This window comes from Mycobacterium sp. (assembly GCF_044342925.1).
Lineage (GTDB): Bacteria > Actinomycetota > Actinomycetes > Mycobacteriales > Mycobacteriaceae > Mycobacterium.
Genome location: NZ_JBIIOV010000019.1, coordinates 1 through 19490, shown reverse-complemented (window position 1 = coordinate 19490; position 19490 = coordinate 1). Strand labels below are relative to the sequence as shown.

Here is a 19490-nt window from a genome sequence, read left to right as displayed (position 1 = left end):
CATGGCACCTCCGAAGAAGGCCGCGACCGGCGCGAAGAAGGGTCAGAAGACCCGGCGCCGGGAAAAGAAGAACGTCCCGCACGGCGCCGCCCATATCAAGAGCACGTTCAACAACACGATCGTGTCGATCACCGACCCGCAGGGCAACGTCATCGCGTGGGCGTCCTCAGGTCACGTCGGCTTCAAGGGTTCGCGCAAGTCCACCCCGTTCGCCGCGCAGCTGGCCGCCGAGAACGCGGCCCGCAAGGCCCAGGAGCACGGTGTGAAGAAGGTCGACGTCTTCGTCAAGGGCCCCGGCTCGGGACGCGAGACCGCGATCCGTTCACTGCAGGCCGCCGGCCTTGAGGTCGGCGCAATTTCCGATGTCACCCCGCAGCCGCACAACGGTTGCCGTCCGCCCAAGCGGCGCCGGGTCTAAGGGAGGAACTGACAGATGGCTCGTTATACCGGACCTTCCACGCGCAAGTCGCGCCGCCTCGGCGTCGACCTCGTCGGTGGGGATCAATCGTTCGAGAAGCGCCCCTACCCGCCCGGCCAGCACGGCCGCGCGCGGATCAAGGAGAGCGAATACCGCACCCAGCTGCAGGAGAAGCAGAAAGCCCGCTTCACCTACGGCGTGATGGAGAAGCAGTTCCGCCGCTACTACGAAGAGGCCAACCGGCAGTCCGGCAAGACCGGCGAGAACCTGCTGCGCATCCTCGAGAGCCGGCTGGACAACGTCGTCTACCGGGCCGGCCTGGCCCGCACCCGGCGGATGGCCCGTCAGCTGGTCAGCCACGGCCACTTCACCGTCAACGGTGTCAAGGTGAACGTGCCCAGCTACCGGGTGTCGCAGTACGACATCATCGACGTCCGCGACAATTCGCTGAACACCGTCCCGTTCCAGATCGCACGCGAGGTCGCGGGCGACCGCCCGACTCCGTCCTGGTTGCAGATCGTCGGCGAACGCCAGCGCATCCTGATCCATCAGCTTCCCGAGCGCGCGCAGATCGACGTGCCGCTCACCGAGCAGCTGATCGTCGAGTTCTACTCGAAGTAAGACATCCAAAGAAGCTGCGGGACAACCGTTCACGCAGATCACCCGACGGCATCAAATAGCGGTTGCCGAAAAGGAGATAGAAGAAGAAAATGCTGATCTCTCAGCGCCCCACCCTGTCCGAAGAGTCGCTCGCCGAGAACCGCTCACAGTTCATCATCGAGCCGTTGGAGCCGGGATTCGGCTACACGCTCGGCAACTCGCTGCGTCGCACGCTGCTGTCGTCGATCCCCGGCGCTGCCGTGACGAGCATCCGCATCGACGGTGTGCTGCACGAGTTCACCACCGTGCCCGGGGTCAAGGAGGATGTCACCGACATCATCCTGAACCTCAAGGGCCTGGTCGTCTCCTCCGACGAGGACGAGCCGGTCACCATGTATCTGCGCAAGCAGGGGCCGGGTGCCGTCACCGCCGGTGACATCGTGCCGCCGGCCGGGGTGAGCGTGCACAACCCGGAGATGCACATCGCGACTCTGAACGACAAGGGCAAGCTGGAGATCGAGCTCGTCGTTGAGCGCGGCCGCGGTTACGTTCCGGCTGTGATGAACAAGGCCTCAGGTGCCGAGATCGGTCGTATTCCGGTCGATTCCATCTACTCGCCGGTGCTCAAGGTCACCTACAAGGTGGAGGCCACCCGCGTCGAGCAGCGCACCGACTTCGACAAGCTGATCCTGGACGTGGAGACCAAGAACTCCATCAGCCCGCGGGACGCTCTGGCGTCGGCCGGCAAGACTCTGGTCGAGCTCTTCGGCCTGGCCCGAGAGCTCAACGTCGAGGCCGAGGGTATCGAGATCGGCCCGTCGCCGGCCGAGGCCGATCACATCGCGGCGTTCGCGCTGCCGATCGACGACCTCGACCTGACCGTGCGCTCCTACAACTGCCTCAAGCGTGAGGGCGTGCACACCGTCGGCGAACTGGTCGCCCGCACCGAGTCCGATCTGCTCGACATCCGCAACTTCGGCCAGAAGTCCATCGACGAGGTCAAGATCAAGCTGCACCAGCTGGGTCTGTCGCTGAAGGACTCGCCGGCCAGCTTCGATCCGTCCGAGGTCGTCGGTTACGACGTCGCCACCGGCACCTGGAGCACCGACGCCGGTTACGACGCGGCGTATGACGCCGACGCCGACGCCGACTACGCCGAAACCGAACAGCTCTAACAGAGTCCGTTCCCCCCGGTCGTACCTGATACGGCGATCGGGCTCACCTAGGAGATAGCGCAATGCCCAAGCCCACTAAGGGTCCTCGCCTCGGCGGGTCGTCCTCGCATCAGAAGGCGATCCTGGCCAACCTGGCCACCTCGCTGTTCGAGCACGGCCGGATCACGACCACCGAGCCGAAGGCCCGGGCGTTGCGTCCCTACGCCGAGAAGCTCATCACCCACGCCAAGAAGGGCACGCTGCACAACCGGCGTGAGGTGATGAAGAAGATCCGCGACAAGGACGTGGTGCACACCCTGTTCGCCGAGATCGGTCCGTTCTTCGCCGACCGCAACGGCGGTTACACCCGGATCGTCAAGGTCGAGGCGCGCAAGGGCGATAACGCCCCGATGGCCGTCATCGAACTGGTCCGGGAGAAGACCGTCGTCTCCGAGGCCAACCGGGCCCGTCGGGCCGCCGCGTCGGCCAAGAAGGCTGCCGCTCCGGTGGCCGCCGCCGCCGCGCCGCAGGCCGCGGTGGAGCCGGAGGCCGCCGTGGGTCCGACCGTTGAGACCATTGAGGCCGTCGAGGCGCAGGACGCCGGCATCGCCGACGCGACCGCCGCTGTCTTCGCCGACGAGGTTACCTACGAGGCCTCGGCCGAGGAGCCGACGGCCGCCGAGTCTGACCAGTCCTGACGACGCCGGCCGGGCCGTCCTACCGACGGTCCGGCTGCGGCTGGACATCGCTTACGACGGAACGGATTTCGCCGGTTGGGCTGCCCAGGAGGGGCACCGCACCGTAGGCGGTGTACTCGACGCGGCGTTGTCGACGGTATTCCGCGTGCCGGTGCGGCTGTTCGCTGCCGGACGTACCGACAGCGGCGTGCATGCCTCCGGACAGGTGGCCCATGTCGACGTTCCGGGTGACGCGCTCGGGCACGCCTATCCGCGACACCGTCGGTCGAGCGACGGCGAGTTCGACGCCTTGGTGCGCCGGCTGGCCAAGTTTCTTCCGGAGGATGTCCGGTTCGTCGGGATACGCCGTGCCCCAGACGGATTCGACGCCCGATTCTCGGCGCTGCGCCGCCATTACGCCTATCGCCTGACGCAGGCGCCCTACGGTGCCGACCCGCAGCAGGCTCGCTTCGTGGCGACCTGGCCGCGTGCGCTCGACGTCGATGCCATGGCCGCGGCCTCGCAAACCCTGGTGGGCCTGCATGATTTCGCCGCGTTCTGCCGGCACCGGCCCGGCGCGACCACGATCCGCGACTTGCAGCGCCTGGACTGGGTTCGCGACGGAGACCTACTCACCGCCTACGTCAGTGCGGACGCGTTCTGCTGGTCGATGGTCCGGTCACTGATCGGTGCGCTGCTCGCCGTGGGGGAGGGTCGGCGCGAACCGGCCTGGTGCGCAACGCTGTTGCAGGCCCAGGGCCGCTCCAGTGATTTCGCCGCCGCCCCTGCGCGCGGCTTGACGCTGATCGGGGTGGACTATCCGCCCGACGATCAACTGGCCGCCAGGATCGCGGTGACTCGGGACTTGCGCGTTCTCGACTAAAGCCGGGCGGCCACGAACTCGGCTGCCTGATCGACCAATCCCGAGGTCACGTACGCGTCGTACTGGTGGGCTCCCCAGTTGTCCGCCCACGTCTCCGGCGACAGGTTGTCGTTGCACACCGGGTCCTCATCGGTGCACAGGTCGATGGTCTTGTCTCCGTACAGGCCGCTGAGATCGGACACCGGGCCCAGCACCTTGCGGGTTCCGTTGCCGAACAACGCCACCGCGGCGATGTGCTCGTCCATACCCAGCGGCAACGGGTTGGTGTAGCCGAAGACCGGCGCCGGCACGGCCACCACGACGTCGGTGACGGCGGCGCCGAGGGAGTAGCCGCCCAGCACCAGCCGCGTGTTTGGGCAGTTGGTGGCCATGAACTGGATGCGCCGGCTCATGTCGTTGGCACCCTGGATGACTTCGGTATCGGCCGGGTATTTCACCGCGTAGAAGCCGATGTTCTTATCGCTCCTGGCGCGCAGAGCCTCGACGAACGCGTCCCCGACCCGACCGGTGCCTGGCGCTTCGGCACGGCCGCGGGCGAACACCACCTCGACCTCCGGGCAGGGCGCCGCGGCGGCGGGCGGCAGCGTCACCGGCATGGCCAGCGCGGACGCCGTGATCGATGTCACCACCGACACCAATGTGCACATCCGCCTCACAAGCATCACGCCATGGTAGCCGCCACCGGGCGGCGGGGCCAGATGAGTAGAGAGTAGCCCGGAGCGGTTACAGCAGCCCGGAGACGAATCCGGCTGCCTGGCCGACCATGGTGGTCTTCTCGTAGCTGGTGTGGGCGAAGGGGTTGCGGCCCTGGGAGCAGATCGGGTCGCCGTCGGCGCACAGGTCGATGCCCTTGCCGCTGAACGGTGGCACCGCCATGGAGACCGGGTTGCCGAATTTCGTTGCGGGATTGCCGAATACCGCCACCGCGGCGACCTTGCTCGCCAGACTATGCGGCAGCGGCGCCGCCGAACCGATCTCGCCCACCTTGTCGCCCAGTGGCGGGATGCCCAGCAACATGTCCACCACGGCCGCGCCCTGGGAGTAGCCGCCCAGTACGAAACGGGTACTGGGGCATTGCTGGGCCATCGCGGTGAGCCGGTTCGTGGCGTCGATCGCGCCGTCGGCCGACGCGAGGAAGTCATAACTCGCCGGGTAGTTGACGCCGTAGGTGCCTAGGCTGCGTCCGCCGAGGCTGGCGGCCAGTTCGGAGCTCAGCGCCTGGCCGACCCGGCCGATACCTGCTGGTTCGCTGGTGCCGCGGGCGAAAATCAATTCGACGTCCGGACACGGCGCGGCCTGGGCGGGAGCCGCCACCGCCAGGCTTGCGGTCGCAGAAAGGCACGCGAAAAGGCCCGGGAGAAAGCGCATCCGGCAATCCTCACATACCGCGCAGGGTAGGGCGAAACCGCGCCGCTAGAGCCGGTTGGCGACGAAGTAGGCCGCCTGGCTCGCCGTGCCGTCAGGTCCGTAACTGCGATGCGCCAGCACGCTGCTGTTGTCGCCGTTGGAGCAGATCGGGTCGCCGGGATTGCAGATGTCGATGGCCCGGGGTCCGAAGACCGGGCTGGAGGTGAGCGGCAGGCCGATCTTGGTGGACGGGTTGCCGAAGACGGCCACCGCCGCGATCTTGTCGCCGGCGAAGGGCGGGAGCGGGTTGTTGAATCCGATGCCGGGCACCGGAATGGCGGCGACGACGTCGACAACAGCCGCGCCCTGCGAGTATCCGCCGAGGACAATCCTGCTGTTGGGGCAGGTGTTGGCGACCCACTGGATATGGCGGCTGGCGTCGTTGGCGCCGTCGGCGACGGCCAGGAAGTCGTAGCTGGCCGGGTAGTTCACGGCGTAGACGCCCATGCTGCGGTTGCCGATCAGGCCGGCCAGGTTGTTGACGAAGGCATCTCCGACGCGACCGATGCCCGGCGCCTCGCTGGTGCCGCGGGCGAAGACCACCTCGACGTCGTGACAATCCGCGGCATTTGCCAGCGGCGCCGCCAGCGGACTGACGGCGGCCGCCGTGGCGATGAGCAGCGTCGCGCCGGCTTTTAGGACCAGAGGCAAGGGAGTCTTCGTCACGGCCACGATTGTTCCAGACGATCAGCCTGCGGGCTCACCGATGTTCGCTCGGTTGGCTCCTGGGCGAGCGAAACGTGCACGTCAGAACCCCGCTGACCCTGGCGGGCCAGGGTCAGTCCGGCCAACACCACGATGCCCCCGACGGCCTGCACCACGGTGATCCGCTCGTCGAGCAGCAGCCAGGCCGCCACGACGGCGAACATCACCTCGGCCAGGCCGACCAGCGAGGCGAAACTGGGCCGCAGCCGTGCCACCCCGCTGATGCCCAACTGGTAGGCCAGCGCCGTGGCGATCACACCGAGCAGCAGCACCGGGACGAACCAGGGCAGGGTCATTCCGGCTATCACGGTGTCGTCGGCGGTGAACCGCAGGGGCATGACGCCGGACACCCCGAGCGCCGTCACCGCGACCGTCGCGACCACCAGGCCGCCGGCGGCCAGCGTGATGGCGTGCAGACCGGAGCCGTCGGCCGTCACCGCGTCGGACATCATGAAGTAGCAGACCGCGCACAGTGCGGCGCCCAGTCCCCAGGCCACGCCGACGGCGTCCACCCGCGCGCCGTTGACCACGTCGAGTACCAGGGCGATGCCGATGATCGCCAGGGCCACACCGGCCAGGGTCCGCCCGGACGGGCGGCGTTTGGTGGTGATCCACACCCAGGCGATGACCAGCACCGGCGAGGTGTATTCCAAGAGCAGTGCGACGCCGACCGACAGGTGCGCGACGGCGTTGTAGTAGCAGAGTTGGGCGCCGGCGACCGGGATGAGTCCGTAGGTCACCACGGTTCGGGCGTGGGCGCGCGCTTGGAGCAACCAGTCCCGCTTGACGATGCTGGCGGCGATGACCAGCACCAGTGCCCCGCCGGCCAGCCGGGCGGTGACCGCCGCGGTCGGGGACCAGCCGGCCACCATCAGTGCTTTGGCCAGCGGCCCGGACATGCCGAAGCTGAATGCCGACGCGGTGGCGAACAGCAGCCCGAGCCGAAATTGGTCGACGCTGGTCGTCTTCGACACCGGACGCTCCCTGTCATGAGTAATATTTCAGTTGGTCGTGACCGTACGGGGTGAGGAGGTCATGGGTCAAATGCTTTTCAGTCATGACACTGAGCTCACGCTGCGCGCGGCCTGCGTCCTGGTCAACAGCGACCTCGTCGACGGGGAGCGCCTCGGAGACCAGGCCGCCCTCGACCGATACCTCGCCGACTACGGCACCACCGGCCGGCGTGACCGCGATGCCGGCGAGTTGGCCGCGGTACACCGGCTGCGGCGTCGGCTCGGTGGAATCTGGGCGGTCGCGGACGACGAGGAACGCACCGTCGAGCAGGTCAACGCTCTGCTGGCCGACACCCACGCCGCACCCTGGCTGACCCGTCATCCGGAGATGCCCGAATGGCATCTGCATCTGGCCTCCGCCGATGAGCCGCTGGCGCAGCGGATGGGTGCGGAGATGGCCATGGCGCTGGCCGATCTGATTCGGGCCGGGGAGTTGCGCCGACTCAAGACCTGTGCGGCGGGTGATTGCGACGCGGTGCTCGTCGATCTGTCCCGCAACCGCTCGCGGATGTTCTGCGACACCGGCAACTGCGGAAACCGCCAGCATGTCGCGGCCTACCGGGAGCGCCGGACCCGTCCCGCTTCGGATGGCCCTGTGGACAGCGGCCCTGTGGAAACCGGCCCTGTGGGAACCGGTCCTGTGGGAACCGGCCCTGTGGACAACGGCGGGGCCACCGCGCGCTGAACGCCTAGCGTCACCGCGCATGACGGTGATCGGCGTCGGACCGGACACGGTGCTGTCCGACGGTGTCGGCCAGGCCGTCGAACCCGCACTGGTGGAGGCGGCACTGGATTGGATCGACGATCCGGTCGGACTGTATCTGGATCGCCCCGTCGCTGTTTCTGAGCTGTGGCGCGCGGTGATGGTCGCCGCCGCCGGCGAGTCGTGCCGTCGCATCGTGGTGGTGCATCCCGACGAGTGGCCGCGGCTGCGGGTCGAACGGCTGCTCGCGGCGGCCAACACCGTCGCCGACGAGGTGGTCGCGACACCGCGATCGGAATGGTCACCGGAGGCGGTCGCCGACCTCGCCGCCGACGTGGCCGAAACGCCGCCCGAGGACCGTCCGCGCCGCATGATGCGGTCGGCGGCGCTGGTCCTGCCCCTGCTTGCCGCCGCGGCGGTCGCCGTTCTGATCGGGGCCGCGGTGGCCGGATTCCGGCCGGCACCCGTGCGTCACGCGGCCGAGGCGCCGACGTCACGCATGGTCGCGGAAGGCCGGATCGCGGTGCAGGTGCCCGCCGACTGGACCGTCGCACGGGTCACCGGCGGTCCCGGCTCGCGGCGTCTGCAGGTCACCTCGCCGGCGGATCCGGACGTGGCCATCCACATCACCCAGAGTTACGCCCCCGAGGTCACGCTCACCCAGGCCGCGCAGGTGCTGGCCCGCGCGATTGCCGGGCAGGCCGCCGGGGTGTTCGTCGACCTGCGGTCCGACGCCCGGCTCGCCGGCCGGCCGGCGGTGACCTACCGGGAGATCCGATCGGGCCGATCCGTGGACTGGTGGGTGGTCGTCGCCGGGGCCACCCGCATCAGCGTCGGGTGCCAGAGCCCGCCCGGCAGCGAAGAGGCGGTGCGGCCCGCCTGCGAGCAGTCCGTCGCCTCGGTGCGCGAGCGTGGAACCGATCCGGCGCGCTGAGCGTCTTACACGTGGCACAACAAGCATGGAGGGTCCGAGGTCTGCGCGGTTTCGACGGAGGAGAGCCGTCGGGACCGCCGAGATGTCGGCCCCTCAATTCAGCCGTCGACTGGCATCACCTCGGCGTTTTGACCTGCGCTGATTCCGCCCGGTAGGCTGACCCGCTGGCGTGCGGTACGCCGTGGGTTTCCCGCGGGGTAAAGCGGGTTCTCGGGTCACTGTTGGTCGCCGGGAAACCATCCCGACCGTCGAACGCCCCGACCAGCCCCCGGATCAACCGGGAACCACCCCCAGAGGAGAGGTACACGCTGTGCCCACATACACGCCGAAGGCCGGTGACACCACGCGCTCGTGGTACGTCGTCGACGCCACCGACGTGGTGCTCGGCCGGCTCGCCGTCGCAGTAGCCAATCTGCTGCGCGGCAAGCACAAGCCGACATTCACGCCCAACGTCGACGGCGGTGACTTCGTCATCGTCATCAACGCCGACAAGGTCGCCATCGCGGCCACCAAGCTCACCGGCAAGCTTGCCTACCGCCACTCGGGGTATCCCGGCGGCCTGAGCTCGCGCACCATCGGTGAGCTCATGCAGAAGCACCCGGACCGCGTCGTGGAGACCGCGATCGTCGGCATGCTGCCGCACAACAAGCTCAGCCGCCAGATCCAGAAGAAGCTGAAGGTCTACGCGGGTCCCGAGCACCCGCACACCGCCCAGCAGCCGATTCCCTACGAGATCAAGCAGGTGGCTCAGTGACACAGGAAATTGGGACCGACAGCACCGAGGCCGAAGTGGTCGAGGTCGACGAAGTGGTCGAGACTTTCGAGTCCGCGCCGGAAGCCCCGGTCGAGACCGCACCCCGTCAGCCCGTCATCATCGACCGGCCGATCCAGACCGTTGGCCGCCGCAAGGAAGCCGTCGTCCGGGTCCGCCTAGTGCCCGGCACCGGCCAGTTCCACCTCGATGGCCGCACCCTGGAGGCCTACTTCCCCAACAAGGTGCACCAGCAGCTGATCAAGGCTCCGCTGGTCACCGTCGATCGGGTGGACAGCTTCGACGTCTACGCCCACCTCGACGGCGGCGGACCGTCCGGCCAGGCCGGTGCGCTGCGCCTGGCGATCGCCCGCGCGCTGATCCTGGTTCAGCCCGAGGACCGTCCGGCACTGAAGAAGGCCGGCTTCCTCACCCGTGACCCGCGCGCCATCGAGCGCAAGAAGTACGGCCTCAAAAAGGCCCGCAAGGCGCCGCAGTACAGCAAGCGCTGACCCTGCTCAGGCACACAATCGCCGGGTGTTTCCGCTTCCGCGGGGCACCCGGCGATTGTGTTGTGCGGGTCACTTTTCACCCTCGGCGGGTTTCGGTTCGCGTCGGATTGGCAAGTCTGTGAGGAGCCGACGGTCAATGTCGGCTGCCCGAGGTGGGAATGGACCTTTTCGGGGGGTCCTCCTTCGGGGCTGTGTGACTTGCGCAGTTCCGGCGACCCTGCCAATCACAGGAAACACAAAGGAGCGAAACTTGAACACGCTGAAGAAGACTGCCGCCGGAACTCTGTTCGGCGGCGCACTGCTCGTCGGTGGCGGCCTCGGCCTGGCTCACGCTGCGCCGCCCGCACCGGAGGCGCAGACCGCCGGTGACGGCCTGGTCAACATCACGGTGACCGCCAACGGCCAGCAGATCGGCGTCATCCAGGACGTCACGCTCGCCAATGCGGTCACCCTGGCCGCATCGACCTGCCCGATGTCGATGATCGACCTTCCCGCACTGACCAACCTCGACGTCAACGGCACCGAGTTGACGAATCCCTGCACCGGGATGATGGGGCTGTCGTTCGCCTTCAGCCAGAACACCGCGGGCGTTGCCGAAGGCGTGCCCGGCCAGAGCGGCGATCAGGGCGCTTCGGAGAGCGCGCCGGGCCAGAACCGGGACACCGAGGCGGTGCCGCCGAGCGCCACTGCGCCGAGCACCCCGCCGGGGCAGGTCGGCCGCTAAGCGTCCGGCTTGCTTCCAGGGACTAACAACAGCCGCCCGCACCCGTTTCCGGGTGCGGGCGGTTGTGTCATGAGGCGGTCGATGTGAGAGGTTTGTCGGCATGGGCCGACTGTTCGGGACCGACGGCGTGCGCGGAGTCGCCAACCGGGAACTGACCGCGGAGCTGGGATTGGCGCTCAGCGCCGCTGCCGCCCGCCGGTTGGTGCCCGCGACCGCTGGGCACCGTGTCGCGGTGGTGGGCCGCGATCCCCGCGCCAGCGGCGAGTTGCTGGAGGCGGCCGTCATCGCCGGGCTCACCAGTGAGGGTGTCGACGCCCTGCTGGTGGGTGTGCTGCCCACCCCGGCCGTCGCGTACCTGACGGCGGCCTACGGGGCCGATCTCGGTGTGATGATCTCCGCGTCGCACAACCCGATGCCCGACAACGGCATCAAGATCTTCGGTCCCGGCGGCCACAAACTCGACGACGACGCCGAGGACCGCATCGAGGAACTGGTCGCCCAGGGACCCGGGCTGCGGCCGGTCGGCGCCGAGATCGGCCGGGTACGACGGGCGTCCGACGCCATCGAGCGCTACCTCGATCATCTGTTCGCCGCGATCGGGACCCGGTTGGAGGGGCTGACCGTGGTCGTCGATTGCGCCAACGGCGCTGCGTCGGCGGCGGCGCCGCGCGCCTATGCAGCGGCCGGCGCCAGGGTGATCGCCATTAACGACCAGCCCGATGGTCTCAACATCAACGACGGCTGCGGCTCAACCCACCTCGACCCGCTGCGGCAGGCGGTGCTCGCCCACGGGGCCGACCTCGGCCTCGCCCACGACGGTGACGCCGACCGCTGCCTGGCCGTTGACGCGACCGGCCGGGTGATCGACGGCGACGCGATCATGACGGTCCTGGCGCTGGCCATGCACGAAGCCGGTGAACTCGCCTCCGGCACGCTGGTCGCCACGGTGATGAGCAACCTGGGGCTGCACGTCGCCATGCGCGAGGCCGGGATCACTGTGCGGACCACCGCGGTCGGTGACCGCTACGTGCTGGAGGAACTGCGGGCGGGGGAGTACAGCCTCGGTGGTGAGCAGTCCGGCCACATCGTGCTGCCGGCGTTCGGCACCACCGGCGACGGCATCCTCACCGGGTTGCGGCTGATGTCGCGGATGGCACAGACCCGATCCTCGCTGGCCGAGCTTGCCGCCCCCATGCAGTCCATGCCGCAGGTGCTGATCAACGTGGAGGTGGCCGATAAGGCCGCGGTCGCCGAGGCGCCGGCCGTGCAGACCGCCGTCGCTGAAGCCGAGGCCCGATTGGGTGACACCGGCCGGATTCTGCTGCGGCCCTCGGGAACCGAGCAGATCGTGCGCGTCATGGTCGAGGCCCAGGACGAGGACACCGCCCGTCAGGTCGCCCACCGGGTGGCAGAGTCGGTCAGCGCCGAGGACTGACACGGAACCGGATGGCACGCTGCGGCGTCTTATCCGATATGGGAACCACATCGGTTGACCTGCACGCGTTGCGGGCCGCCGCGCGACAACTCGACACCGCCGCCGATCTGCTGGATTCCACGCTGGCCGGGCACCTCGGCGCCCTGCGGTGCGGGGGCGGGAGGCTGCGCGACGGGCTGGATCAGCTGTCGGACGACGTCGCGGCGTGGCGGCGGGCCGCCCGCGAGACCGCGCATGCCCTGCGGGCCGGTGCGGATCGCTATGCCGAACACGAGGCAGACGCTGCGGCGGCGCTGCGATGACGCGGCGGTACACCGGCGAGGCGCTCGCCGCGGACAGTGCGGCGTTGTCGGCCGCCGGATCGGCAGCTGAGGAGGCGCTGGCGTTGCACCGATCTGCCCTCGCGGTGCTCGACGAGGGCTGGGGCGGTGAATCTGGTTCTGCCGCAATTGATCTGGTTCGGCGGCAATGCGATGAAGCGGCGGATCTGGTGGAGGCCCTGCACGGTGCCGCGGCGGAATTGCGGGCCTTGCGGGATTCCCTGTCCACCCTCGGAGCCGGCTACGACGGCGGCGCCGGCCCGATCGACACCGTCGATGGCGCGGCCTACCCGCAACCCTCGGAGTACGCGCAGGCCGCTGCCCGCCTGAGCGATCGTGCCGCGCCGGTGTTCGCCACACCGGCGCCGCCCATGCCGCCGGCCGCGCTGTCGTCGCCCGCGGTATCGCCGGCGCCGGCTATGCCGGCCTGGCCGCCCTCCCCGGGATCGCCGCCGGTGCCCAACCTCGGCGCAGCGGCGTTCCCGAACCTCGGGAGCACCGTCGCAGGACTGGTGGCGCAGATCGCCGATGTTCTGAGTGCGGATGCGCCAGAGGCCGACTCGTTGGGTACAGACACGCGGGACGCCGAACCCCCCGACCAACCCGAAGCCGAACGCGGCGCCGAACCCGAAGCCGAACGCGGCGCCGAACCCCCCGACCAACCCGAAGCCGAACGCGGCGCCGAACCGGGCGCCGAACCCGACCAAAAACCCTCGCCGACAGACGGATATGCACCGACGCCCACGGCGCAGCCGCCGGTGCTCCCCGCCGCCGTGCCCACGCCGCAACCGGATGGCGCTGTGCCGCAACAGGAGAGCCCGCCGATGCCGCTGTTGGCGGCCGAGCTGCCCCCGCCCGCCGAGCCCCCGCCCGCCGAGCCCCCGACCGCCGAGCCGCCACCGCCGCCCGGTCTGGTGCCGGCGGTACCCTCCGATGGCAAGACCCCGTGCGAGATCGCCGCCGACGAACTCCCGCAGGTCGGGCAGTGAAGCTAGGGCAGCAGCTGCTGCAACTGCTCGACGTAGCTGATGTATTCGGCGCCGTCGGCGGTCACCGGGGTGGCCAGCAGGGTCGTCACCCCGGCTTCGGCGAAGGCGGCGATGCGTTCCTTGACGTATCCCCGCGGGCCGATCAGCGACACATCGCGCACCAGTTCGTCGGGCACCGCCGCGATGGCCTCCGCCTTGCGGCCGGACAGGTACAGATCCTGGATGCGGTCGGCCACCTCACCGAACCCGTACCGGGTGGCGACGTCGTGGTAGAAGTTGCGGCCTTTGGCGCCCATCCCGCCGATATAAAGGGCCAGTTGGGGTTTGGCCCACTGCAAGCGATCCTCGACATCGTCGCCGATGGCCAGGGAAACGCCCACCATCACGTCGAGCTCACCGAGGCTGCTGTCGCGCTTGGCATGTCCGGCGCGCAGCGCGTCACCCCAGATGTCGTCGGCCCGCTCGGGCAGGAAGAACACCGGCTGCCAGCCCTCGGCGATCTCCGCGGTCAGCTCGACATTCTTGGGTCCCAGCGCGGCGATGTGGATCGGGATGCGTTCCCGCACCGGCTGATTGATGATCTTGAGCGCCTTGCCCAGCCCGGTGCCACGCTCTGCCGGCAACGGGATCTGATAATTGCGGCCCTGATGATCCAACCGCTCGCGGCGCCATACCTGCCGGCAGATCTGGACGACTTCGCGGGTGCGGCCAAGCGGCGCGTCGAACGCCAAGCCGTGGAAGCCCTCCACCACCTGCGGTCCGGACGTTCCGATGCCCAGGTTGAACCGGCCGTCGGACACGTAGTCCAAGCCGGCCGCCGTCATGGCCAGCAGCGCCGGGGTGCGGGTGTAGATCGGCACCACTCCGGTACCCAGCTGCATCGTCGAGGTCTTGGCCGCAAGGAACCCCAACTGGCTAACGGCGTCGAAGGAATACGCCTCGGCCACCAGGGCGATGTTCACGCCCTGCTTCTCCAGTTCGACGACGTGCTGAACGGTCTCGTGGAAGCCGCCCGCGTAGGACAGGAAGATGCCGGTGCGCATGCGCCCGCACGCTATCAGCGGAACAGCGAGGCGATGCGATCCTCCATCGTCACCGGCGCAGCGTCGGGGTCCGGCTTGCTGGTACCGGGCAGTTCGGCGTCGGGGTCGGCGAACTCCTGGTACGCCTCGTCGCCGGTGAGGTGGAACAACAGGAAACCGGTCAGCAGGGCGCGAACCGTCTTCTGGGTGTTGTCGGTGGAGCCGCGGAAACCCAGCAGCAGGCGGGAGAGCTTGCGCTTCTCGGCCAGGTCGGACGGGTCGGCCTTGTTGACCACCCGCAACACTGCGCCGTCCCAGCCCGCCGCGACCTCCAGAGCATCGGTGCGCAGCGATGTCGCGTCGCCGGGAGACGCCAGCACCAGACCTGGCACTGTCAGCGTCGCCGCGGCGGCTTCCGCTGACGGCTTGGTCACCGCGGGGAACAGCGCCGCGACCGCCGCCACCGTGATCCCGCCGGCTGCGGCCAGTACCGCCGCCGCGCCGCCGAACCCGTGCCCCACCAGTCCCAGCTTGTCGGCAGCCACGCTGATCTGCCCGTTGCCCAACCGAACGCCACTGATGACGTCGAGGGTGGAGGCGAGGTCATGGGAGAGGGTCAGGGCCGACGGCACCAGTCCGCGCTGGGTGTCCGGTGCCGCGGCCACGATGCCCCAGCTGGCCAGATGTTCGAGGGTTCCGATGTAGTCCTCGACATTACTCATCCAGTCGTGGCCGAAGGCCACCCCGGGCAGATGGAACCCCTCCGCGGGGGTGAAGACCGCCCCGGGAATCCCGGCAAAGCCCAAGTCACCGCGAAGAACCTGGTGCGGTCCGGGACGCGTCAGTGCACTGAACAACGGGCGCTTACGGGCCATGCGTTGACCGTAGCGGACAGAACCTCCCCTGCGGGCTCGACTACCCTGGTAGACCATGTGCGGGATCGTGGCTTACGTCGGACACCGACCCGCCTGTGACGTCGTCATCGACGCCCTGCGCCGGATGGAGTATCGCGGCTACGACTCGGCGGGGCTGGCCCTTCTCGACGGCAGCGGCGGGCTCACTGTCCGCCGCCGGGCCGGGCGGCTGAGCAACCTCGAGGCCGCGCTCGCCGAGACCGATGCGGCCGCGCTCGGCGGCAGCGCCGGCATCGGCCACACCCGCTGGGCCACCCACGGCCGGCCCACCGACCGCAACGCCCACCCGCACCGCGACGCCGCCGGCGAGTTCGCGATAGTGCACAACGGCATTATCGAGAACTTCGCCGCGCTGCGCGCCGAGATGGAGGCCGTCGGCGTCGAGTTCGCCAGCGACACCGACTCCGAGGTGGCAGTGCACATGGTCGCCCGCGCCTACCGCGAGGGCGCCACCGCCGGCGATTTCGAGGCCTCCGCGCTGGCCGTGCTGCGCCGCCTGGAAGGCCACTTCACCTTGGTCTTCGCCCACGCCGCCGACCCGGGCACCATCGTGGCTGCCCGGCGCTCGACCCCGCTGGTGGTCGGCATCGGCGACGGTGAGATGTTCCTCGGCTCTGACGTCGCGGCGTTCATCGAATTCACCCGCGACGCAGTCGAACTCGGTCAAGACCAGGCAGTGGTGATCACCGCCGACGGCTACCGCATCATCGACTTCCACGGCAACGACGACGCCGCCAACGCCCGCGTATTCCACATCGATTGGGACCTGTCGGCCGCCGAGAAGGGCGGCTACGACTACTTCATGCTCAAGGAGATCGCCGAGCAGCCGACCGCGGTCTCCGACACCCTGCTCGGCCATTTCGCCGACGGCCGCATCGTGCTCGACGAGCAGCGCCTGTCGGATCAGGAACTGCGCGAGGTGGACAAAGTGTTCATCGTCGCCTGCGGCACCGCCTATCACGCCGGTCTTCTGGCCAAGTACGCCATCGAGCACTGGACTCGGGTGCCGGTGGAGGTCGAGCTGGCCAGTGAATTCCGTTATCGCGACCCGGTGCTGGACCGCGGCACTCTGGTGATCGCCATCTCGCAGTCCGGCGAGACGGCCGACACTCTGGAGGCGGTGCGGCACGCCAAGACTCAGAAGGCCAAGGTGCTGGCCATCTGTAACACCAACGGCAGCCAGATTCCCCGGGAGGCCGACGCGGTGCTCTACACCCGCGCCGGACCGGAGATCGGTGTCGCGGCCACCAAGACCTTCCTGGCCCAGGTCGCCGCGAACTACCTCGTCGGCCTGGCGCTCGCGCAGGCCCGCGGTACCAAATACCCCGACGAGGTCGCCCGGGAGTACCACGAACTGGAGGCCATGCCCGACCTCGTGGCCCAGGTGCTCGACCACCTCGACGTCGTGGCTGAACTGGGCCGGCGTTTCGCCGACTCGCCGACGGTGCTGTTCCTGGGTCGCCACGTGGGCTACCCGGTGGCGCTGGAAGGTGCGCTGAAGCTCAAGGAACTGGCCTACATGCACGCCGAGGGCTTCGCCGCCGGCGAGCTCAAGCACGGCCCGATCGCGCTGATCGAAGAAGGCGTACCGGTGATCGTGGTGATGCCCTCGCCGAAGAACGCCGCGATGCTGCACGCCAAGCTGCTGTCCAACATCCGGGAGATCCAGGCCCGCGGGGCGGTGACCATCGTGATCGCCGAGGAGGGCGACGACACCGTTCGGCCCTACGCCGATCACATGATCGAAATCCCCGCCGTGTCAACGCTTTACCAGCCACTGCTGTCGACCGTTCCGCTGCAGGTGTTCGCCGCGGAGGTCGCACGGGCCCGTGGCTACGACGTCGACAAGCCGCGCAACCTCGCCAAATCCGTCACCGTCGAATAACGACGCCATGCGGCACTACTTCACCGCCGAACAGATCCGGGCCGCCGAGGCCCCGTTGCTGGCAGACCTGCCCGACGGCGCTCTTATGCGCCGCGCGGCGGGAGGCCTGGCCAGCGCCGTCGGCGCCGAACTGCGCCGGCGCACCGGCGGCGTCGCCGGGCGGACGGTATGCGCGGTGGTGGGTTCCGGTGACAACGGCGGAGATGCGCTGTGGGCGGTCACGTTGCTGCGCCGTCGCGGAGCCGCCGCCTCGGCGGTCCTGCTCAACCCCGCCCGCACCCACCCTGCCGCGCTGACGGCGTTCCGCGCCGCCGGCGGCCGGGTGGTCGACACCGTGCCGGTGGGCACCGATCTGGTACTCGACGGGGTGGTCGGGATCTCCGGCAAAGGGCCGCTGCGTCCGGCTGCCGCACAGGTGTTCGCCGCCGTTGACGCCGCCGGGATTCCGGTGGTCGCCGTGGACATCCCCAGCGGCATCGACGTACAGACCGGCGCGGTCACAGGTCCCGCGGTCAGGGCCGCGCTCACCGTCACCTTCGGCGGGCTCAAGCCGGTGCACGCGCTCGCCGACTGCGGCCGGGTGCAACTGGTCGACATCGGTCTGGACCTGCCCGACACCGAACTGGTCGGACTGGATGCCGCCGACGTCAAAGCCCGCTGGCCGGTGCCCGGCCCGCACGACGACAAGTACACCCAGGGCGTCGTCGGCATCCTGGCCGGCTCCGCCACCTACCCCGGCGCGGCGATCCTGTGCACCGGTGCGGCCGTCGCCGCCACCTCGGGCATGGTCCGCTACGCCGGCGCCGCCGCTGCCGAAGTGCTCTCGCACTGGCCGGAGGTGGTCGCCGCGCCGAGCGCGCCGGAGGCCGGGCGGGTGCAGGCCTGGTGCGTCGGGCCCGGTCTGGGTACCGGCGACGCGGCGTTGGCGCACCTGACGTTCGCGCTGGGCACCGACCTGCCCGTCATCGTCGACGCCGACGGACTGACCCTGCTCGCCGCGCACCCGCACCTGGTGTCCGGCCGGACGGCGCCCACCGTGCTGACCCCGCACGCCGGGGAGTACCAACGAATTGCGGCCGGAGCCGGCTTGCCGGCGACATCAGATCGGGGATCGGCCGGTGACGACCGGGTGCACGCCGCCCGCCGGCTGGCCGAATCGCTCGGTGCCACAGTGCTACTCAAGGGTAACGTCACCGTCATCGCCGATCCCGGTGCAGCAACAGGACTCACCTACCTCAACCCGGCCGGCGGGTCGTGGGCGGCCACCGCCGGCTCCGGCGACGTGCTATCCGGGGTCATCGGCGCGCTGCTGGCCGCCGGCCTGCCCGCTGGGGAGGCCGCTGCCATGGCCGCGTTCGTCCACGCCCGGGCGGCCAACGCCTCCGCCGCCGACCCGGGACCGGCGCTGGTGCCGACGTCGGCCTCCCGGATTCTCTCCCACATTCGTGGCGCGATCGCTCGTCTGTAGCACTCAGGAGGACAACACATGCCGCACGTCAAGTACCGGTCGCCGTCGATCGGCCCCGCGTACACCGGCCGGCTGTCCACCGACCCCGTCCCGTCGCTGCGCCTGCCCGACGAGGCGATGGAACCACCGCCGCGATCGAATCACGCAGTGTGGTGGCTTCCTTGGAGGCGAAGTGGTGGTAAAACGCCCCGGTGGTCACGCTCGCCCGGGAGGTGATGTCGGCCAAGTTGGTGGCGAAGTAGCCGGTTTCGATGAACAGGTCGTCTGCCGCGTCGAGAAGCCGCTGATTGAGTTTTCCCCAGATCAGGCCGTGGATCAGGGCGGCTCGGGATGGAGATCGCGGGCCGCCCTGAAGCTCACTAGGACTCCGGCATAGACGAAACAAACTCGTCAGCTAATTCGCTGGAAGCCAATGTCGGACCCGTCAATCCGTGTTGAACGCCGCGGCGGCGTCTCGTTGGAGATCGACGTAGGCCTTGTCGCTGACGTCGAACGTGACACCCTGGATGGTGCCGCCGGTGAACTTGCCCGGGTTCTTGTACTGCTGGGAGACGTTGTCGGCGCTGTCGTAGCCCACGGTCAGGCCGTCGCCGGCGAGCGTGAACTTACCGATCTGTGCCTTCATGGGTCCCTTGGCCACCTCTTTGCCGTCCACGTACAGCGTGGTGGTGCCCAGCGATTCGCCGTACTGGCCGGCGCGTTCCCGTTTGAACTCCATACCCAGGGTGTGCTTGCCCGGGCTCAGCGGCGGGGACACGAAGTCCTGCTCCGGCTTGATACCCAGGAAGTTGTACACGTAGTGCAGCCGGCCGTCTTTGATGAACAGCGTGTGTCCACCGAACCGCGACCCTTGCGCGAAGACCACGCCCTGGGCATCCGGCTGCATATCGACATTGGCGGCGATCTTGTAGGACCGCCCCCGGATGTTGACCGAAACACCCTCGGGCACCGGCGCGGTGTCCGGGAAGTACTTGTA

At 69.1% G+C, this 19490-nt stretch carries 21 protein-coding genes and 2 pseudogenes; 15 read left to right on the top strand and 8 right to left on the bottom strand.

Going from position 1 to position 19490, the window contains the following annotated elements:
• Position 1: 1 nt before the first annotated feature.
• The 5 genes from rpsK (at position 2) to truA (ending at position 3732) form a co-directional block, all read left to right on the top strand.
• A complete protein-coding gene (gene rpsK, locus ADBZ6I_RS03820; RefSeq protein ID WP_313675072.1) occupies positions 2–418 on the top strand; it encodes a 30S ribosomal protein S11 in 417 nt (138 codons plus the stop codon).
• 15 nt (positions 419–433) lie between these two features.
• Positions 434–1039 carry a 30S ribosomal protein S4 gene (gene rpsD, locus ADBZ6I_RS03815; RefSeq protein ID WP_526381025.1) on the top strand — a complete coding sequence of 202 codons (606 nt, stop codon included), beginning with the start codon at positions 434–436 and terminating at the stop codon, positions 1037–1039.
• Between the two features lie 89 nt (positions 1040–1128).
• A complete protein-coding gene (locus tag ADBZ6I_RS03810) occupies positions 1129–2193 on the top strand; it encodes a DNA-directed RNA polymerase subunit alpha (RefSeq protein ID WP_526381023.1) in 1065 nt (354 codons plus the stop codon).
• A 62-nt stretch (positions 2194–2255) separates the two neighbouring features.
• Positions 2256–2870, top strand: coding sequence for a 50S ribosomal protein L17 (rplQ, locus tag ADBZ6I_RS03805; RefSeq protein ID WP_526381021.1), 615 nt, complete (start codon positions 2256–2258; stop codon positions 2868–2870).
• Complete coding sequence (gene truA, locus ADBZ6I_RS03800; RefSeq protein WP_526381048.1) at positions 2857–3732, top strand: tRNA pseudouridine(38-40) synthase TruA; 876 nt, start codon at positions 2857–2859, stop codon at positions 3730–3732. Before rplQ ends, truA begins: the two co-directional genes overlap by 14 nt.
• On the opposite strand, the gene ADBZ6I_RS03795 is transcribed toward truA, so the two are convergent.
• From ADBZ6I_RS03795 to ADBZ6I_RS03780, 4 genes are all read right to left on the bottom strand, one after another.
• Complete coding sequence (locus ADBZ6I_RS03795; RefSeq protein WP_526381019.1) at positions 3729–4394, bottom strand: cutinase family protein; 666 nt, start codon at positions 4392–4394, stop codon at positions 3729–3731. The genes truA and ADBZ6I_RS03795 overlap by 4 nt on opposite strands.
• A 61-nt stretch (positions 4395–4455) precedes the next feature.
• Positions 4456–5100, bottom strand: a complete 645-nt coding sequence (locus ADBZ6I_RS03790) for a cutinase family protein (protein WP_526381017.1) — start codon at positions 5098–5100, stop codon at positions 4456–4458.
• Positions 5101–5145: 45 nt separating this feature from the next.
• Positions 5146–5805, bottom strand: a complete 660-nt coding sequence (locus ADBZ6I_RS03785) for a cutinase family protein (RefSeq protein WP_526381015.1) — start codon at positions 5803–5805, stop codon at positions 5146–5148.
• Complete coding sequence (locus ADBZ6I_RS03780) at positions 5802–6818, bottom strand: EamA family transporter (protein WP_526381013.1); 1017 nt, start codon at positions 6816–6818, stop codon at positions 5802–5804. The genes ADBZ6I_RS03785 and ADBZ6I_RS03780 overlap by 4 nt, the downstream gene beginning before the upstream one ends.
• Before the next feature lie 70 nt (positions 6819–6888).
• Between ADBZ6I_RS03780 and ADBZ6I_RS03775 the strand changes: the two are divergent.
• The 8 genes and pseudogenes from ADBZ6I_RS03775 to ADBZ6I_RS03740 all read left to right on the top strand — a co-directional run.
• A pseudogene (locus ADBZ6I_RS03775) lies at positions 6889–7431 on the top strand (CGNR zinc finger domain-containing protein); the annotation flags it as partial.
• A 130-nt stretch (positions 7432–7561) separates the two neighbouring features.
• Entirely contained in the window at positions 7562–8494 is a 933-nt protein-coding gene (locus tag ADBZ6I_RS03770) for a type VII secretion-associated protein (RefSeq protein WP_526381011.1), read from the top strand.
• A gap of 310 nt (positions 8495–8804) precedes the next feature.
• Positions 8805–9248, top strand: coding sequence for a 50S ribosomal protein L13 (rplM, locus tag ADBZ6I_RS03765; protein ID WP_313674761.1), 444 nt, complete (start codon positions 8805–8807; stop codon positions 9246–9248).
• Between the two features lie 53 nt (positions 9249–9301).
• A complete protein-coding gene (rpsI, locus tag ADBZ6I_RS03760; RefSeq protein WP_526381046.1) occupies positions 9302–9757 on the top strand; it encodes a 30S ribosomal protein S9 in 456 nt (151 codons plus the stop codon).
• A 250-nt stretch (positions 9758–10007) separates the two neighbouring features.
• Positions 10008–10481, top strand: coding sequence for a hypothetical protein (locus ADBZ6I_RS03755; protein ID WP_526381008.1), 474 nt, complete (start codon positions 10008–10010; stop codon positions 10479–10481).
• Positions 10482–10581: 100 nt separating this feature from the next.
• Entirely contained in the window at positions 10582–11916 is a 1335-nt protein-coding gene (gene glmM / locus ADBZ6I_RS03750; RefSeq protein ID WP_526381006.1) for a phosphoglucosamine mutase, read from the top strand.
• Positions 11917–11954: 38 nt separating this feature from the next.
• Positions 11955–12218 carry a hypothetical protein gene (locus tag ADBZ6I_RS03745; protein WP_526381004.1) on the top strand — a complete coding sequence of 88 codons (264 nt, stop codon included), beginning with the start codon at positions 11955–11957 and terminating at the stop codon, positions 12216–12218.
• Positions 12215–13225, top strand: coding sequence for a hypothetical protein (locus ADBZ6I_RS03740; protein ID WP_526381002.1), 1011 nt, complete (start codon positions 12215–12217; stop codon positions 13223–13225). Before ADBZ6I_RS03745 ends, ADBZ6I_RS03740 begins: the two co-directional genes overlap by 4 nt.
• 2 nt (positions 13226–13227) lie before the next feature.
• On the opposite strand, the gene ADBZ6I_RS03735 is transcribed toward ADBZ6I_RS03740, so the two are convergent.
• Both ADBZ6I_RS03735 and ADBZ6I_RS03730 read right to left on the bottom strand, forming a co-directional pair.
• Positions 13228–14268, bottom strand: a complete 1041-nt coding sequence (locus ADBZ6I_RS03735; RefSeq protein WP_526381000.1) for an LLM class F420-dependent oxidoreductase — start codon at positions 14266–14268, stop codon at positions 13228–13230.
• Positions 14269–14282: 14 nt separating this feature from the next.
• Complete coding sequence (locus tag ADBZ6I_RS03730) at positions 14283–15122, bottom strand: dienelactone hydrolase family protein (RefSeq protein ID WP_526380998.1); 840 nt, start codon at positions 15120–15122, stop codon at positions 14283–14285.
• A gap of 55 nt (positions 15123–15177) precedes the next feature.
• Between ADBZ6I_RS03730 and glmS the strand changes: the two genes are divergently transcribed.
• Positions 15178–17046 (top strand): glutamine--fructose-6-phosphate transaminase (isomerizing), encoded by a 1869-nt coding sequence (gene glmS / locus ADBZ6I_RS03725; protein ID WP_526380996.1) that lies wholly within the window; start codon positions 15178–15180, stop codon positions 17044–17046.
• Between the two features lie 7 nt (positions 17047–17053).
• Positions 17054–18514 carry a bifunctional ADP-dependent NAD(P)H-hydrate dehydratase/NAD(P)H-hydrate epimerase gene (locus tag ADBZ6I_RS03720; RefSeq protein ID WP_526380994.1) on the top strand — a complete coding sequence of 487 codons (1461 nt, stop codon included), beginning with the start codon at positions 17054–17056 and terminating at the stop codon, positions 18512–18514.
• Between the two features lie 166 nt (positions 18515–18680).
• On the opposite strand, the pseudogene ADBZ6I_RS03715 reads toward ADBZ6I_RS03720, so the two are convergent.
• Both ADBZ6I_RS03715 and ADBZ6I_RS03710 read right to left on the bottom strand, forming a co-directional pair.
• A pseudogene (locus ADBZ6I_RS03715) lies at positions 18681–18899 on the bottom strand (TetR/AcrR family transcriptional regulator); the annotation flags it as partial.
• 39 nt (positions 18900–18938) lie between these two features.
• The coding region (locus ADBZ6I_RS03710; protein WP_526380992.1) for a LamG domain-containing protein at positions 18939–19490 on the bottom strand (552 nt) is incomplete at its 5' end.

Excerpts from the sequence above, each read along its gene's own strand:
- rpsK (WP_313675072.1), top strand. The coding sequence starts at position 2 with ATGGCACCTCCGAAGAAGGCCGCGACCGGCGCGAAGAAGGGTCAGAAG.
- rpsD (WP_526381025.1), top strand. The coding sequence starts at position 434 with ATGGCTCGTTATACCGGACCTTCCACGCGCAAGTCGCGCCGCCTCGGC.
- ADBZ6I_RS03810 (WP_526381023.1), top strand. The coding sequence starts at position 1,129 with ATGCTGATCTCTCAGCGCCCCACCCTGTCCGAAGAGTCGCTCGCCGAG.
- rplQ (WP_526381021.1), top strand. The coding sequence starts at position 2,256 with ATGCCCAAGCCCACTAAGGGTCCTCGCCTCGGCGGGTCGTCCTCGCAT.
- ADBZ6I_RS03795 (WP_526381019.1), bottom strand. The coding sequence starts at position 4,394 with ATGCTTGTGAGGCGGATGTGCACATTGGTGTCGGTGGTGACATCGATC.
- ADBZ6I_RS03790 (WP_526381017.1), bottom strand. The coding sequence starts at position 5,100 with ATGCGCTTTCTCCCGGGCCTTTTCGCGTGCCTTTCTGCGACCGCAAGC.
- ADBZ6I_RS03770 (WP_526381011.1), top strand. The coding sequence starts at position 7,562 with ATGACGGTGATCGGCGTCGGACCGGACACGGTGCTGTCCGACGGTGTC.
- glmM (WP_526381006.1), top strand. The coding sequence starts at position 10,582 with ATGGGCCGACTGTTCGGGACCGACGGCGTGCGCGGAGTCGCCAACCGG.
- ADBZ6I_RS03745 (WP_526381004.1), top strand. The coding sequence starts at position 11,955 with ATGGGAACCACATCGGTTGACCTGCACGCGTTGCGGGCCGCCGCGCGA.
- ADBZ6I_RS03740 (WP_526381002.1), top strand. The coding sequence starts at position 12,215 with ATGACGCGGCGGTACACCGGCGAGGCGCTCGCCGCGGACAGTGCGGCG.
- ADBZ6I_RS03735 (WP_526381000.1), bottom strand. The coding sequence starts at position 14,268 with ATGCGCACCGGCATCTTCCTGTCCTACGCGGGCGGCTTCCACGAGACC.
- ADBZ6I_RS03730 (WP_526380998.1), bottom strand. The coding sequence starts at position 15,122 with ATGGCCCGTAAGCGCCCGTTGTTCAGTGCACTGACGCGTCCCGGACCG.
- glmS (WP_526380996.1), top strand. The coding sequence starts at position 15,178 with ATGTGCGGGATCGTGGCTTACGTCGGACACCGACCCGCCTGTGACGTC.
- ADBZ6I_RS03720 (WP_526380994.1), top strand. The coding sequence starts at position 17,054 with ATGCGGCACTACTTCACCGCCGAACAGATCCGGGCCGCCGAGGCCCCG.